Here is a 16,273-nt window from a genome sequence, read left to right on the forward strand (position 1 = left end):
CATGACGCTGGATCAGTTCAACACCGCGCCGCCTGAAGAGCTCACCGAGCTGCTCGAGGCCTGCGCCCCGATTCCCTCCTGGCGCTCAGCGCTGCTGGCCCGGCGCCCCTACGCAGACCTCCAGGAGCTGGCCCAGACCGCTGCGGAGATCGCCCGGGACTGGACCGATCTGGAGGTCGACGCCGCCCTGGCGCACCACCCCAGGATCGGAGAGAAGGTCCAGGGTGCGACTCGGGAGGCCCAGGCCTCCCGGCGGGAACAGGGCAGCCTGAGCGAGGACGAGGCCGCGCAGCAGGAATGGTTCAGCGCGAACCAGGACTATGAGGACCGCTTCGATCGGATCTTCCTGGTCCGCGCTGCCGGACGCACCCCGGAGCAGCTGATGACCCAGCTCCGACTGCGGCTGCAGAACACGCCGGAGGAGGAGGCCGCTATCCGCCGGGAACAGCTCTCCGAGATAGCGGTTCTGCGCCTGGAACACAGCGTTGCCTGAGGATACGTCCTCGTTTCATGGATGAAACAATAGTTTCAGTACGATGGTGTTCATGAGCTCCAGCCAGATCAATCCACCGCCACGCCTGCTGATGGGCCCGGGCCCGATCAACGCCGACCCGCGCGTGCTGCGCGCCATGTCCGCCCAGCTCGTGGGCCAGTACGACCCATCGATGACCGGATACATGAACGAGGTCATGGAGCTCTACCGCGGGGTGTTCAAGACCACCAATGACGCCACCCTGTTGGTGGACGGCACCTCTCGAGCCGGCATCGAGGCCGCCCTGATCTCCCTGATCGAACCCGGCGCCAAGGTGCTGGTCCCGATCTTCGGCCGCTTCGGGCACCTGCTCAAGGAGATCGCAGTGCGCGCCGGAGCCGAGGTCGCCGTCCGCGAGAAGGCCTGGGGCCAGGTCTTCACCCCGGAGGAGATCGAACAGGCCATCCTCGAGGAACAGCCCGCGCTGCTGGCACTGGTCCAGGGCGACACCTCCACCACCATGAACCAGCCGCTGCAAGACATCGGGGCGATCTGCCGCGCCCACGGCGTGCTCTTCTACACCGACGTCACCGCCTCCCTGGCCGGCAACGAGTTCCGCGCCGATGACTGGGGGATCGACGCGGTGACCGCCGGGCTGCAGAAATGCCTCGGCGGCCCCTCTGGCTCGGCGCCGATCAGCCTCTCCGAGCGAGCGGTGCAGGTCATCCGCTCCCGCCGCCACGTGGAGGAGGGCATCGCCGACGGCACGCAGGGCCGGGGCCGCCGGATCGCCTCGAACTACTTCGACCTGGCGATGATCCTGGACTACTGGGGTCCGCAGCGGCTGAACCACCACACCGAGGCCACCTCGATGCTCTACGGCGCCCGAGAATGCGCCCGACTGCTGCTCGAGGAGGGCATCGACGCCGCCATCACCCGGCACCAGCTCCACGGTGCGGCGATGCTCGCCGGGGTCCAGGGCCTGGGGCTCAACGTCTTCGGCGACATCGCGCACAAGATGAACAACGTGGTCGCCGTGCACATCCCGGACGGGATCGACGGCGACGCGGCCCGCCAGGCGATGCTGGAAGACTTCGGCATCGAGATCGGCACCAGCTTCGGACCGCTGCACGGGAAGGTCTGGCGCATCGGCACCATGGGCTACAACGCCCGCAAGGACGCGGTGCTGCTGACCCTGGCCGCGCTGGAGCAGGTGCTGCGCGCCGGCGGAGCGGACCTGACCCCCGGCGGAGGAGTCGGCGCCGCCACCGAGGTCTACCAGGACGCGACCGCCCAGGGGAGCCCCCGATGACCCGCGAGGCCGACGCCGCCCGGATCATGGCACGCTGCGACGAACTCGCCGCGATCACCGCGATGCCCGAGGGCATCCTGCGTGCCTACCTCACCGAGGAGCACCGGCGGCACAATGCCCTGGCCGCCAGCTGGATGGCTGAGGCAGGACTCGAGGTCTGGCAGGACGCCGCGGGCAATCAGTGCGGACGCCTCGAAGGTGCCCGCCCCGGGCTGCCCGCCCTGGTCATCGCCTCCCACCTGGACACCGTGCCCGACGCCGGGCGCTATGACGGGATCCTGGGCGTGCTGCTCGGGATCGAGACCGCCCGCCGGCTGGCACCGCACGCGAAGGAACTGCCCTTCGCGGTGGAGATCGTGGCCTTCGCCGATGAAGAGGGCACCCGGTTCGGCGCCACCCTGCTCGGCTCCCGCGCCATGGCCGGGACCTGGGACCCCGCCTGGTGGGAGGCCACCGACGCCGAGGGCATCACCATGGCCCAGGCGTTCTGGGACTTCGGGCTGGACCCCGAGAAGATCCACGACGCCGCCCGGGCACCGGAAGACCTGGTCGGCTACCTGGAAGCTCATATCGAACAGGGCCCCTATCTGGAAGCCGAAGGGCGACCGCTGGGACTGGTCAGCGCGATCGCCGGAGCCCGGCGTTTCAAGCTCAACATCCTGGGTGAGGCACGGCATGCCGGGGGGACACCCTATGAACGCCGCCGCGACGCGCTGATCGGGGCCGCTCAGGCGGTGCTCGACGTCGAGCGCATCGGCCGCGACCGCGGCGTCATCGCCACCGTCGGGCAGCTCGAGGCCCACCCCGGAGCGGTCAACGTGGTGCCCGGCGAGGTGGAGTTCTCCCTGGACCTGCGCGCCGAGTCCGATACGCTGCGCGACTCCGCCTGGGATGAGATCCATGCCGCGCTGAGCAGCTTCTGCGCGCAGCGGCGGCTGGAGCTGATCGTGGAGGAGATCCACTCGGCACCCACGGTGAGCTGCTCACCGAACCTGAAGCAGGCGCTCGCCGTCGGAGTCGCCGAGACCGGGGACCCGGCTCCGATGACGCTGTACTCCCGGGCCGGTCACGACGCCATGGCGATGGCGGCGGTCACCGAGATCGGGATGCTCTTCACCCGCTGTGAGGATGGGATCAGCCATCATCCGGAGGAGAATGTGCTCGAAGCAGACGTGGCGCTGGCCCTGCAGGCCCTGGAGCGCACCGTCTGGACCGTGGCCGCCGAGCACTGAGAGTGAGCAGCAGATGATCAAGACCCCGGAGCCGGACGCGCAGTCCCGTCCCGCCACCGAAGCCCGTCCCAACACCGAATCCGGTATGGGCACTGACGCTCGGCTCGACACGGAGACCAGGATCGATGCCCGCATCGACGCCCGCTACGGCGGCCTCCCGCCGCAGGAGCGCCGGGTCGCGGACTTCCTGCTCGAGCACCTGGGTGATCTCGCGATCTTCTCCGCCGCCGACATCAGCCGGGAGACCGGGGTCTCCAAGGCCACCGTGTCCCGGCTCTTCCGGAAGCTGGATTTCGAGGACTTCCGCGAGGTCAAGGACCATGCGCGTGCCCTGCGCAGCCGGGGCGTGCCCACTGCGGCGCCGGTGACCTCGGCGGACAATGAGGGCTCCACCGGGGTCCAGCGCCACGAGGCGCGGGACCATGAAAACCTCGCCCGGCTCGGCGCCGGGCTGGCCGAAGGGCGGCTGCAGCAGGCGGTCGGACTGCTCGCCGCCGCGGAACGAGTGATCGTGCTGGGACTGCGCAACAGCTATCCGGTGGCGCTGCACCTGCACCAGCAGCTCATCCAGACCCGGTCCAAGGTGCGCCTGGCCCCGCAGCCCGGGCAGACCCTGGGCGAGGAGCTGGCCGGCATCGGAGCCGGGGACCTGGTGGTGGCGGTGGGGTTCCGACGTCGCCCGGTGGTCTTCGGCAAGGCCGTGCGAGCGGTGGCCAGCTCACCGGCCCAGGTGCTCTGCATCGGTGACAGCACCTCCCGGCACTACGCGATGGAGGCCGACTGCTGGATCGAATGCCCGATCGACTCTGAGGGCGCCTTCGACAGCTACGCCGCGGCGATGTCCCTGGTCAGCCTGCTCGCCAACGGGGTGTTGAACCGACAGCTCGGCGAAGGGCGCAAACGCATCTCCGCGATCGCGCGCGCCTATGACGAACTCGACGAGCTCGAACACTGAGTGATGTCGCGCAGCTAGAACATCGAGCCCGATCGCTGAGCCCGGAACGGCGCAGCGCGCGCCGCGCCCGCAGGTTTCACGGATCACAACGACCACCACAGGAGCCATGATGAGCCTCATCACCACCCACGTCCTGGACACCAGCACCGGGACCCCCGCCGCCGGCATCCAGATCACTCTGCGCGGGCCTGAGCAGGCCGAGATCGCCGTCGGGACCACCGATGACGACGGTCGGGTGGCTGACCTCGGTCCGGACTCGCTGGTACCGGGGATCTACGAGCTGGTCTTCGCCACCGGTGCGCACTTTCAGGCCCGCGGTCTGGATCACTTCTTTCCCCAGGTGACGCTGGCGTTCCAGGTGGAAGCCTCCGCCGAGCACTATCACGTGCCGCTGCTGCTGAGCCCCTTCGGCTATACCACCTACCGCGGCAGCTGAACGCGCAGCCGCACCCGCACTGCGGCACCCCAGGTCCGGACCCCGAACCGCTGCGTCTAAACCCCGTCCACGCCTCGCCCAGAAACAGGAGCACATCCATGAGCAGTCCCGACGTCGTCCTCGGTCCGAATCAGTACGGCAAGGCGGAGGTCCGGGTGGTCCGGGTCAACCGGGAGACGCCGGTGCATCAGCTCATGGACCTCAATGTCAGTTCGATGCTGCGCGGGGACTTCACCGACTGTTACGCCACCGGGGACAACGCCAGGGTGATTGCCACCGATACCCAGAAGAACACCGTCTACGCCTTCGCCAAGGAATACGGGATCGCCACCCCAGAGGAGTTCCTGCTGCTGCTGGGCCGGCACTTCACCGACCAGGAGGAGGTCAGCGGGGGCCGCTGGACCGCGGAGTCCTACCCCTGGGAGCGGATCCAGGTGCCCGGCAGCGACGGCGAGCCCCAGGCCCACGCGCATTCCTTCGTGAAGTCCAAGCAGGAGGTCCGCACCGCCGCGCTCACCATCCAGGACGGAAAGGAGCATCTGCTCGGCGGCTTCAGCGACCTCACCGTGCTCAAGACCACCGGCAGCGAATTCTCCGGTTTCCCCAGGGACCGCTACACCACCCTGCCCGAGACCCAGGACCGGATCATGGCTACCGACATCACCGCGCGCTGGCTCTTCAGCGCGGACGCCGGAACGTCGCAGGGGGCCGGTTCATCTCAGGATGCCGCCACGCTGGACGCCGCTCCGCTGGACCCTGTCACGTTGGACTTCGACGCGATCTACGCCGCGGTCAAGCAACAGGTGCTGGAGCAGTTCGCCCTGGTGCACTCGCTGTCCCTGCAGCAGACCCTCTACGCCGCCGGAGAGGCGGTGCTCGCTGCGGTGCCCGAGATTGAGGACATCCGCTTCGTGATGCCGAACAATCATCATTACGTGGTGGACCTGAGTCCCTTTGGACTGGAGAATCCCAACGAGGTCTTCCAGGCCGGGGATCGCCCCTATGGATTGATGAACGCCTCGGTCACCCGCCGAGCCGCACCTGCCCGCCCGCACGCCTGGGAGTGGCTTGGCGGCTTCTGCTGACCGAGCCAGAGCTGACCGGCCCAGAGCTGACCGGCCCAGTGCTGATCGGCCCAGTGCTGACCGGTCCAGCCCAGCGTCGCGCAGCCGTTGATCCGCTGCGCCTGAACCGCGCCCCGGCCTCACCGAGGAAACAAGTGTTCCGCAATGCATGAAACGCGGAACGCATGTTTCTTATGGCGGTAATCGCTAGGAAACACGGCGCTAACACCGCACTTCTAGCGTGGAACCAGCCAACCGGGTTCCCCGTGACAGGAAGTTGCTCCGATGAGTGCCGAGACCACCGCCGCCCGCCCCCGCTCCGGGGCGCACACCTCCTCCGGGGAGCTCGAAGACCCACGCAGCGCATCGGAGACCCGCAGCCCGGTGGATCAGATGCCGCCGCTGCGCCGCGCGTTCCCACTCGCGGTCCAGGACCTGCTGGCGATGTTCGTCGGCAACGCGGCCCCGCCGCTGATCGTGGCCACGGCCATCGGCATGGCCGCCGGGGAGACCACCCTGATGGTCCAGCTGGCGATGATCGTATCCGGAGTGACCACCCTGCTGCAGACCCTCGGCGCGGGGCCGATCGGGTCCCGGCTGCCGGTGATGCAGGGGACCAGCTTCGCGTTCCTCGCGGTGGCCATCCCGATCGCCCAGGAGTTCGGCATCGCCGCGGTCTTCGGCGGGGCCTTCATCGCCGGGTTCGTGCAGGTGATCTTCGGCGGCGCGCTGCACTGGATCTCCCGGCTGTTCCCACCACTGGTCTGCGGGGTCATCATCCTGATCATCGGGATCAAGCTGATGCCCACCGCCATCGACTACGCCGCAGGCGGGGCACCTGCCGAAGCTGACGGAGACTACGGGGCGCTGTTCCACTTCGGGATCGCCGCCCTGGTGGTGGCGGTGACCGTGCTGTGCAACCAGTTCGGCCGTGGCTTCCTCTCCGTGGCCTCGGTGCTGATCGGTCTGTTGGTGGGCTACGCGGTGGCGGCGGCCTTCGGCATGGTGAGCCTGCAGCCGGTGGCCGAGGCGGACTGGCTCTTCGCCCCGACGCCGCTGCACTTCGGCCTGGACTTCACCAGCGGGGCCATCATCGCGATCACGGTCATCGCGCTGGCCTCGTCGATGGAGTCCATCGGGGACCTCACCGCGGTCTCGCGGACCGCGATCGGCAAGACCCCGACCTCGCGCCAGCTCAGCGGCGGCGTCATGGCGGATGGCATCGGCACCTCGCTGGGCGCGCTCTTCGGCGCCATGCCCAACACCACCTTCAGCCAGAACACCGGAGTGGTCGTGCTCAGCGGAGTGGTCAGCCGCTTCGTGGTCGCCCTGGCCGGCGGGATCCTGCTGCTCGCAGGGTTCGTGCCGAAGTTCGCCGCCTTCTTCAGCACCATCCCCTACGCCGTGCTGGGCGGGGCGGTGCTGGTGATGTTCTCGATGGTCGCCTCGGCAGGCATCCAGGTGATCGGCAGCGAGGTGCTCAACCGCCGCGCCATGCTGATCGTCGCTGTCTCCCTCGGGCTCGGCATCGGCTTCTCCTTCGCCCCTGAGGAGGTCACCGCCGCGTTCCCGCCGGATCTGGGGCTGCTGCTGACCTCCGGGATCGTGCCCGCCATGCTCACCGCGGTGATCATGAACCTGGTGCTGCCCCAGCGGACTCCCGCAGTTGCGGAGCAGACACGATGATGCTGCGTCACCTGATCGCCGAGCAGGTCCTGCTCGACGGCGCGTTCACCCCGGCGCATCTGGAGATCCTCGCCGGTGAGATCGTGCGCATCCACCGGCTCAGCCCCGGGGAGGGACGGCGCCGAGCCGAGATCGTCAAGGCCAGCGACGTCGGCGCCGGTGCCGGCATGACTGTGGTCAGTCCTCGGCACCAGGTGCTCCCGGGCAACGTCGACACCCACGTGCACATCAACGAACCAGGCCGGACCAGCTGGGAGGGCTTCGCCACCGGGACCATGGCCGCGGCGCTGGGCGGGGTCACCGCCGTGGTGGACATGCCGCTGAACTCGATCCCGCCCACCGTGAACGTGGCGTCGCTGCGGATCAAGCAGCAGGCGGCGGCGGGTCAGACCTACGTCGACGTCGGCTTCTGGGGTGGCATCATCCCGGGCAACACCGCCGCGCTGCGCCCGCTCTGGGAGGCGGGGGTCTTCGGCTTCAAGTGCTTCCTGCTGCCCTCCGGGGTCGAGGAGTTCCCGCCGGTCAACGCTGCCCAGCTGCGCGAGGCGATGACCGAGGTCGCCAGCTTCGACGGGCTGGTGATCGTCCACGCAGAAGATGCCGAGACCATCGAGCGGGCCACCGACCTGGGTGGACGACGACGCCGGCTCAGCCACTACGCGGACTGGGCCCAGACCCGACCCCATGACGCTGAGGTGGCGGCGGTCAGTGACCTGATCGAGGCGATGCGCGAGACCGGCTGCCGCACCCACATTCTGCACCTGGCCTCCGCCCGTGCCCTGGACCTGATCGCCGAGGCCCGCGCGGAGGGACTGCCGCTGACCGTGGAGACCTGCCCGCACTACCTCTGCTTCGACGCCGAGGCGATCCCGGACGGTGCCGCCGAGTTCAAGTGCTGCCCGCCGATCCGCGACGCCGGGAACCGTGAGGCGCTCTGGGACGGGCTGCGCGAGGGCCTGATCGACGCGGTGGTCAGCGATCACTCACCCTCCACTGTTGAAGAGAAGCACCGCGGCGCACCGGACCTGCAGCAGGCCTGGGGTGGGATCTCCGGGCTGCAGGTGGGGTTCTCCGCCGTGGCCCACGAGGCGCGGCTGCGCGGGATCGGGATCGAGACCGTCAGCGCCTGGATGGCGAAGCACACCGCGCAGCTGGCCGGGCTGGAGCGTAAGGGAAGCATCGCCCTGGGCAAGGACGCGGACCTGGTGATCTACGACCCGTGGCAGACCCATATGGTCTCCGCAGCCGGGCTGGCGCATAAGAATCCGATCTCGGCCTATGACCACTTCGAGATCACCGGGGCGGTGGTCGGCGCCGTGCTGCGCGGCACCCCGCTCTACACCGCCCAGGACACCACCAGCCCGCTGGCCCCGGTGGGCGGCTTCCTGCAGGGCATCGGCAGCCCCTCGCTGAGCGTGCTGGGGCGCTGAGCCGGGATGACGGAGCAGCAGAACTCAGGCAAGGCCGCGGGACCCGGAGCCACGACCGGAGCAGCAATGCCCAGCGCGACCACACCCGGCCCAGCCACACCCGGCACGACGGCGCCCAGCCCAGCCACGCCGAAGACAGCTCGACGCCGCGCGGCTGGGGTGCAGTCGGTGGACCGGGCGCTGGAGATCCTAGAGGTGATCCACGCCCACGGCGGGCAGCTGAGTCTCAGCGAGCTCGCCACACAGACGGGCCTGCCCGCACCGACGGCGCACCGGCTGCTGCGCACCATGATCGCCAAGGGCTATATCCGGCAGCTGGCGAACCGCAGCTACTGCCTGGGGGAGAAGCTGATCCTCCTGGGTGAGGCCGCCGCGGCGCGCGCCTGACCGGGAGCAGCCCAATGATGCACGATGTCACCGTCATCCTCGCCGCCGGAGCGGGCACTCGACTCGGTGGCCACGGCAAAGCGCTGCTGCGCCTGCACGGAGAGACCCTGACCGCTCGGGCGCTGCGCAGCGCCCGCGAGGCAGGGACCCGCCCGCTGCTGGTGCTGGGTCACCGGGCAGGGCCGGTGCGCGCGGCACTGGCTGAGGCCCCAGGCTGGGCCGAGGAGGACGTGGTGGACTGCCCGGACTGGGAGCGGGGACTCTCCGCCTCCTTCCGCACCGGGGTGCATGCCGCGGCCCAGCGCGGGGCCGAACGGGTCGCCGTCGTCCTGGTGGACCAGCCCGGCATCGGGGCCGCCGCGCTGCAGGCGGTGCTGGCCGGGCACGCCCCCGGGCGCATCGCCCGCGGCCTGGTGGCGGGGTCACTGACGCATCCGGTGGTCTTTGAGCTCGGCGCGGCCCAGGCGACCGCGGGGCTCGCCGTCGGAGACGAAGGCGCGCGCCCATATCTGCAGGCCCACGCCGAGCTGGTGGACGCGATCGACATCACCGGGCTCGCCGAAGCGCAGGACATCGACACACCGGAGGACCTCACCGTCTGGGCCGACTCTCCGCCGACGGGCTGAGGAAAGAACCCGTCCGGCGCTGTCAGCTTGACGCCGCCTGCTCGGCGCTGCCTGCCGCGCTGGGTGCTCGGCGCTGCCTGCCCCGCGTCGCCCGCCGGCCTCAGCGATCCAGTGCCAGGGAATCGGCCGGCGCGGCGTTCAGTGCCTGGGCGATCCGGTCCTTGCGGAACGGAGTGCGGGTCATCCGCAGCCCGGTGGCGTCCCGGATCGCGTTGCCCAGAGCCGGGGCGACCGGGTTGAACGGAGCTTCGGACATCGACTTCGCGCCCAGCGGGCCGATCGCATCGTGGGTCTTCGCGAAGTGCACCTCGGTCCGGGGCACATCGGCCATCTGCGGCACGTGGTAGTTGCGCAGGATATCCGTGGTGACGCGTCCGGCGTCGTCGATCTCGAGCTCCTCGAACATCGCCGCCCCCAGCGCCTGGGCGACCCCGCCTTCGATCTGACCCCGGCACTGGGCCTCATTGAGCACCACTCCGGCGTCGGCGGCGTGGACCGACTGCAGGATCGCCAGAGTGCCGCTGCGGCGGTCCACCGCGATCCGAAACCCCTGGACGTTGAAGGAGACCGAGCGGGGCGTCCCGGCCCAGCTGCCCTCCCCGGTCACCCCGACCGGGTCCGCCTCCGGGTCGGCGGAGAGCTTCTGCAGGAGATCCTGCGCCGCGGCGTGGGCGGCCTTCACCCCAACGGTGATGCCGGTGGATCCGAAGGCCCCGGTGTCATAGCGCACCGCGTCGGTGTCTGCCTGCATCAGCTGGATCTTCTCCGCGGTGGTGCCCAGCACCTCGGCCACCACCTGGCGGTGCACCGTGGAGGTGCCATTGCCGAACTCTGCGGTGCCGACCTTGAGCAGATACCGCCCCTCACCCTGGGCGGTGACCGTGACATGGGAGTGGTGTCCATTGGGCGGCACGGTGTCGATCATGGCCACCGCGCTGCCGGTGCCCACCACCCAGTCGCCACGAGGCAGACCCCAGGAGGAGGCCTCGTGGGCAGGAGTCCCGCCGTGGCGCTCCTCGCTGAGCAGCCGTTCGCACTGGGCGAGCTCGGCAGCGGTGAGCTCCCCGGTGCGCAGCTGCTCGCCGATGATCTGCAGACACTGCTGCAGCCCGCCGACGTCGGCGGTCACATCATCATGTTCCGCGCCGAAGAGCGCCTCCCCTTCGCCGACGATGTTCGCGGCCTTGAAGCGCAGCGGGTCCTCGCCGAGCCGGCAGGCGAGCTCGTCCATGGCGGAGTCCACCGCGAAGGTGGTCTGGCTCAGCCCGTAGCCGCGGAACGCCCCGGCGGGCGGATTGTTCGTGTAGACCACCTCGGCGTGGACCTGCTTATGCGGAGCCGAATAGAGCTGCATGGACTCGGTGATGCTGTGGAACATCACTCCGGGCCCGTGATTGCCATAGGCCCCGGTGTCGGAGAGCACGTTCAGCTGCATCGCCTGGAGTCTGCCCTCGGCCGAGGCGCCCAGTGCGACCTCCATCTGGAACGGGTGGCGGGTGGTGGTCGCCGCCAGCGCCTCGGAGCGGGTGAGCTCCAGCTGCACCGGCCGGCTGATGCCGCGAGACTTCAGCACTTGCAGCGCCAGCAGCACCAGGTCCTCGGTGAGCACCTCCTGCTTGGAGCCGAATCCGCCGCCCACGCGCGGGGCGAAGACCCGCACCGCCTCCGGCGCCAGTCCGAAGACCCGACAGAGCGTGCGCCGGACCAGGAACGGCACCTGGGTGGAGGAGCGCACGGTATACCGGCCCAGCTCATCGATCCAGCCCAGGGCGCCGTGGGTCTCCAGCGCCACATGGGAGGTGCGGTGGCTCTGGAAGCTCGCCGAGTAGGTGGCCCCGGAGTCTGAGCTGCTGAGATGCGCCCTTGGGGCTTGCGAGCCGGCTGGCTCCTGGGCCTGGTGCAGGCGAGTGAGCTCCTGGGCGGGCTGCCCCTGTGAGCTGGAGGCCACCGCGATCAGGTTCTTCTGCGGGAGGAGGATCCGGTGCGTGGCGGTGTCCTTGTCCCCGTGGATCGCCGGCGCCGAGTCCTCCTGCGCCCGGCGTGGATCCAGCACCGCCGGGAGCAGCTCATAGTCGATCTGCACCAGCTTCGCGGCGCGCTCCGCCTGCCGCCGGGACTCCGCGACGACGACGGCGACCCGCTGTCCCACGTGCCGGAGCACCTGATCCAGGACCCGGGTGTCGGCCGGATCGTCCTCCACGAGCTCGTGCTGCGCGGAGGAATAGTGCTCCGTGGGGGCGTCCTGATGGGTGAGCACGGTGACCACGCCCTCCGCCGCCAGCGCCGCGGCGGCATCGATGCCCCGGATCCGCGCGTGGGCATGCGGGGAGCGGATCACCACCAGGTGCAGCGGTGACTCCTCAGGGCGCTCGCCGGCCTCATCGAAGGTATAGGCCGCGGTCCCGGTGACCACGCCGGGGCCGGCGGGAGGCATCGGGCTCTTCCCGGGAGACGACTCGGCACTGACCCGCGGGGTCTGGCTGAGGGCGTCCTTGATCGAGCAGTAGCCGCTGCACCGGCAGAGGTTCCCCTTGAACCGGCGCAGCGTGGCGGGATCCTCCGGGTCGGTGCTGGTTCCGGCCGCGGGGGAGTAGGGGCTCTGCGCCGTGGCGGTCATCAGGAAGCCCGGCGTGCAGTAGCCGCATTGGAAGCCGTGCGCGTCCAGGAAGTCCCGTTGGGTGGGGTGCAGCGCGGCTCGCAGCGACTCGGGGTCCTGGCTGTTCTGGGTTTCTTGGCTGGTCGTCGCGCGGGCCGTGGCCTCAGGACTCAAACCGCTTACGGTCGTGACCTCCGCTCCGGCCACACGTTCTGCCGGGACGATGCAGCTGTGCACGGCGGTGGGCGTCTCGCCGGGTCGGCCCAGGTGTACGGTGCAGGCCCCGCAGTCCCCGGCGTCGCAGCCGCGCTTGACTCCTGCCGATCCGGCGTCGCGCAAGAAGGTGCGCAGGCACTGGCCTGGAGCTGGGTTCAGGGCGAGCTGCCTGCCGTCCACGGAGACCTGGCGTGGGCTGGTGTCAGTAGTGTCAGTGGTTTCAGCAGTGTCGGCGGCGGAGCCGGCGTGCCGAGTCCAGGTGGGCTCGGGCAGTCTCGCGGTGCCGGACCCGCCGAACGCGGGGGAGCTGCCCGCGCCGGGGAGGTCGCGCAGCCCCTCGCGCAGCTCTTCGGCCAGCCGGATGGTGGACTCGATCCGCCAGTCGCGATCACCGTGGACATCGTCGTTCCACAGCGACTCGTCGATCTGCGTGCGGATCACCTCGGCCACGTCATCGCTAGGGCGCAGGAGCAGGATCACCGGACGCACTGTGCTGGCAGTGACGGTCAGCCGGACGCTGCCGGGTTCAGAGTCGTCGGGATCGGCCGGCACCGGGGAGGCCAGCAGCAGCGTCGCGGAACGCCCGTATCGGGTGAGCGACTCGCGCACCATCAGCGTGGGTCGGGCCAGGGTGTGCGCCGGGATGAAGAACGCCCGGATCAGCTCGCCCGGGGCCAGGAAGGTGTGCCCGGTGCTGCGCAGCAGATCGGAGACCTCCGCGGTGCGCCGGGTGCCGCCGGGGCAGAGGATCAGCGCAGTGGCCTCCATTCCGCTCAGCCACGAGGTCATCGGGCCCGCGGGCAGGGCGGTGGCCACATTGCCTCCAACCGTGGAGGTGTTCCAGACCTTCCAGGACGCCACGAAGCACTCCGCGGCCGGAGCCATCAGCTGCACCCCGGGCAGCTCCGCGAGCTGGACCCCTCCCGCGGTGCTGGAGGGATGCGCGGCCAGCTCCGCGGCTGCGGCATGGAACTCAGCGATCGTGCAGGTCGCGGCGATCTCCAGCCCGGTCCACCCGGTTGTCCCGTCGTGCCAGGTCAGCGGGGCCCACCCGGCCTGGGTGATGTCCAGCAGCCTCCTCGGTGCCGGGTTGGAGAAGTCATAGCCGTAGGAGTAGAGCACGGTGCCCCCGGCCAGCCAGGAGTCCCCCGGTGCGAAGGCGTCCGGGCCCGTGGTGTGCAGGGTCTGCTCGACGCTGGTGATGTCCACGGGTCACACTGCCATTTCTTCGATGAGGCTCAGGCTGCGTGGCCGTGAGGTGTTGATCGGGCCGCTGGTCTGGTTCAGGGGCGTTCCGCCGGCGTGGGTGTTCTTCGCCGCGATGAGCTGGGCCATCATGGACACCGCTGCCTCCGCGGGGGTCTGCGCGCCCAGGTCCAGCCCCAGCGGGGAGACCACCCGGTCTCGGGCGGCCTGGCTGTGGCCCAGCTCGTTCAGTGCGGCGTCCCGGCGTGCGGCTGAGCTGCGCGAGCCCATCGCTCCGAGGAAGCAGCGGGCGGCGTCGTCGTCGGAGCCCAGGCTCTGCCAGCGCAGGGCCGCGTCCAGCACCGGCACGTCGAGGTCGGGGTGATGGGTCATCACGCAGATCCCGGTCCAGGTGCTCTGTTGCGGGTCGTGGTCCTGACCCAGCAGCTCGGTGATCACACTGGCGGGGTGGCCCACGTGCAGTAGGGCCCCGGCGGGCACGCGCTCCTGGGTGGCGAAGACGGGGCGGAGGTCCACCAGTTCCACGCGCCAGCCGGCCTGGACGCCCAGCTGGGCCAGGTGGAAGGAGAAGTCATGGACCCCGCTGAGGATCATTCGAGGCGCCGCAGGCCGGTGCTCGGTCACGGTGAACCGTGCGCCGTCCTGGTCCTGGAGCTCCCGGGTGAGTGCGGCGCGGGTGCGGGGGTCCTGCCGGGCCAGCTCCCGCAGCGCGTCGAGATCTGCGCTGATCAGCGGCTGGATCAGCACCTCGATCTCCCCGCCGCAGGTCAGTGCGACGCCGAGGCCCGCCGCGCCGAACGGGGTGCCGTCGGGACCATAGGACTCGCGCCGGATGCCGCCCGCGGCGATCGCGTCCTGGGCCGAGGCCGCCACTGAGGACTCCACGCAGCCCCCGGAGAGTGACCCGATGATCCGCAGGTCCGCGGAGACCGCCATGGAGGTGCCCACCGGGCTCGGCGCGGAGCCGCGGACCGAAACAATCGTTGCCACCGCCCAGTTCTCGGGCTCGTCGAAGCAGTCCAGATAGGAGCCGATGCGATCCAGCACGGGGCCTCCTCCTCTAGCGGTCAGGGTGCAGGGAAATGCGGTGATTCGGCCTCCAGCATAGGCAGGCGCGGGTTACGGCGCCGTTACAGGATCGGCATTTACATGTCTGTAACCGGGCGGGATGAATGAAGAAACATCCGTTTCATAGGTTGGGGTCAATCTACTTTCAGGAGGACCGATGCCCCCCGCCCAGACCCGCGTCGACACGCTGATCCGCAACGCCTACCTCGTGCTGGAGGCCTCCGGGACAGGTGCCCAGGCCCAGCAGCAGGCGCTGGAAGCGGGCCGGGAGATCGACGGCGGCTGGATCGCGCTGCACGCCGGGCGGGTGCACAGCACCGGGTCCTCCACACAGCCAGCGCCCCCGGCCGAGCGGGTCATCGAGGCAGGAGGCCGACTGGTGACCCCGGGCCTGGTGAACACGCACCACCACATGTACCAGAACCTGACCCGAGCCTTCGCGCCGGCGATCAACGGCACGCTCTTCCAGTGGCTGACCACGCTCTACCCCCGCTGGGCAGCCCTGGATGAGGAGTCCACCTACCTCTCCACCTATGTGGCCTGCGCCGAGCTGCTGCTCAGCGGCTGCACCACCTCCTCGGACCACATGTACGTCCACCCCAAGCCGAACCTCATCGACGCCCAGATCAAGGCCACCACCGAGATCGGGTTCCGGTTCATGGCCAACCGCGGCTCGATGACCCGTTCAGTCAAGGACGGCGGGCTGCCACCGGCATCGGTGGTCCAGGACGAGGACACCATCCTGAGCGACTCGGAACGGCTGATCCGCACCTTCCACGACCCGACGCCGGGGGCGATGACCCGCGTGGCGCTGGCGCCGTGTTCGATGTTCTCGGTCAGCGAGTCGATCATGCGCGCCACCGCCGAGCTCGCCGAGCAGCACGATGTGCGCCTGCACACCCACCTGGCCGAGGACAAGGACGAGGACAGCTACGCGCTTGAGGTCTACGGACGGCGCCCGGTGGAGTACTTCGAGGACGTCGGCTGGGCCACCCCGCGCTCTTGGGTGGCGCACTACGTCTACGGCAGCCCGGAGGAGAATCAGCGGCTCGTCGCGGCCGGGGTCAGCGCGACCCAGTGCCCCAGCTCCAACATGATCCTCGCCGGAGACACCGCGGACGCCCAGGCGCTGCGCTCCATGGGCATGCCGGTGGGGATCGGCTGTGACGGCTCGGACTCCGCCAACCTCTGGATGGAGACCCGGGGGGCGATGCTGTTGGCCCGCTACCGCAGCGGCCCCTCGGCGATGTCCGCCCGGGAGGCGCTGTCCATGGCCACGGCAGGATCCGCCGCGAACCTCGGTTGGTCCGATGAGATCGGACACCTGAACCCCGGCGCCTGCGCCGACCTGGTCATCTGGGAGTCCTCCCAGCTGTCCCAGACCGGGGCGCTCACCGACCCGGTGGAGGGCTGGCTGCGCTCCGGACCTGCCAGCGGCTGGTACGTCCTGGTGGCCGGGAACCCGCTCGTCGAGGCCGGGGAGCTCAGGCTCGGCGAGCTCGACGAGGTGCTCCCGCGGCACGCCGCCGCGGCCGCCTCGATGCAGGGCCTGAACTGACCACCCGCACCCACAACCCGCACCCACCA

Annotated in this window: 12 protein-coding genes and 1 pseudogene; 11 read left to right on the forward strand and 2 right to left on the reverse strand. The window is 69.9% G+C overall.

Annotated features, from left to right (window positions below; all coding sequences use genetic code 11):
- Position 1 precedes the first annotated feature (1 nt).
- From uraD to HNR11_RS07100, 10 genes and pseudogenes are all read left to right on the forward strand, one after another.
- Positions 2-493 carry a 2-oxo-4-hydroxy-4-carboxy-5-ureidoimidazoline decarboxylase gene (gene uraD, locus HNR11_RS07055; protein WP_179441707.1) on the forward strand — a complete coding sequence of 164 codons (492 nt, stop codon included), beginning with the start codon at positions 2-4 and terminating at the stop codon, positions 491-493.
- A gap of 52 nt (positions 494-545) precedes the next feature.
- Positions 546-1,784 carry a pyridoxal-phosphate-dependent aminotransferase family protein gene (locus tag HNR11_RS07060; protein ID WP_179441708.1) on the forward strand — a complete coding sequence of 413 codons (1,239 nt, stop codon included), beginning with the start codon at positions 546-548 and terminating at the stop codon, positions 1,782-1,784.
- On the forward strand, positions 1,781-3,016 hold the full coding sequence (locus HNR11_RS07065) for an allantoate amidohydrolase (RefSeq protein WP_179441709.1): 1,236 nt from the start codon (positions 1,781-1,783) through the stop codon (positions 3,014-3,016). Before HNR11_RS07060 ends, HNR11_RS07065 begins: the two co-directional genes overlap by 4 nt.
- A 13-nt stretch (positions 3,017-3,029) precedes the next feature.
- On the forward strand, positions 3,030-3,971 hold the full coding sequence (locus HNR11_RS07070; protein WP_246310346.1) for a MurR/RpiR family transcriptional regulator: 942 nt from the start codon (positions 3,030-3,032) through the stop codon (positions 3,969-3,971).
- Positions 3,972-4,080: 109 nt separating this feature from the next.
- Entirely contained in the window at positions 4,081-4,407 is a 327-nt protein-coding gene (uraH, locus tag HNR11_RS07075; protein WP_179441710.1) for a hydroxyisourate hydrolase, read from the forward strand.
- Between the two features lie 98 nt (positions 4,408-4,505).
- Complete coding sequence (pucL, locus tag HNR11_RS07080) at positions 4,506-5,492, forward strand: factor-independent urate hydroxylase (protein WP_179441711.1); 987 nt, start codon at positions 4,506-4,508, stop codon at positions 5,490-5,492.
- 264 nt (positions 5,493-5,756) lie between these two features.
- The gene (locus HNR11_RS07085) at positions 5,757-7,157 is read left to right on the forward strand and encodes a uracil-xanthine permease family protein (protein WP_179441712.1); all 1,401 of its coding nucleotides are present in this window, start codon (positions 5,757-5,759) and stop codon (positions 7,155-7,157) included.
- Positions 7,157-8,587 carry an allantoinase AllB gene (gene allB / locus HNR11_RS07090; protein WP_179442906.1) on the forward strand — a complete coding sequence of 477 codons (1,431 nt, stop codon included), beginning with the start codon at positions 7,157-7,159 and terminating at the stop codon, positions 8,585-8,587. Before HNR11_RS07085 ends, allB begins: the two co-directional genes overlap by 1 nt.
- A 159-nt stretch (positions 8,588-8,746) precedes the next feature.
- Positions 8,747-8,959, forward strand: a pseudogene (locus HNR11_RS14360) (helix-turn-helix domain-containing protein); the annotation flags it as partial.
- A gap of 32 nt (positions 8,960-8,991) precedes the next feature.
- Complete coding sequence (locus tag HNR11_RS07100) at positions 8,992-9,600, forward strand: nucleotidyltransferase family protein (protein ID WP_179441713.1); 609 nt, start codon at positions 8,992-8,994, stop codon at positions 9,598-9,600.
- 100 nt (positions 9,601-9,700) lie between these two features.
- Here HNR11_RS07100 and HNR11_RS07105 read toward each other — a convergent pair whose 3' ends face one another.
- Positions 9,701-13,621, reverse strand: coding sequence for a molybdopterin cofactor-binding domain-containing protein (locus HNR11_RS07105; RefSeq protein WP_179441714.1), 3,921 nt, complete (start codon positions 13,619-13,621; stop codon positions 9,701-9,703).
- A gap of 3 nt (positions 13,622-13,624) precedes the next feature.
- Positions 13,625-14,665: an XdhC family protein gene (locus tag HNR11_RS07110; RefSeq protein WP_179441715.1), complete on the reverse strand. Its 1,041-nt coding sequence runs from the start codon at positions 14,663-14,665 to the stop codon at positions 13,625-13,627.
- A gap of 178 nt (positions 14,666-14,843) precedes the next feature.
- Between HNR11_RS07110 and HNR11_RS07115 the strand changes: the two genes are divergently transcribed.
- On the forward strand, positions 14,844-16,244 hold the full coding sequence (locus tag HNR11_RS07115) for an amidohydrolase family protein (RefSeq protein ID WP_179441716.1): 1,401 nt from the start codon (positions 14,844-14,846) through the stop codon (positions 16,242-16,244).
- Positions 16,245-16,273 lie beyond the last annotated feature (29 nt).

Source organism: Nesterenkonia sandarakina (genome assembly GCF_013410215.1).
Taxonomy (GTDB): Bacteria; Actinomycetota; Actinomycetes; order Actinomycetales; family Micrococcaceae; genus Nesterenkonia; species Nesterenkonia sandarakina.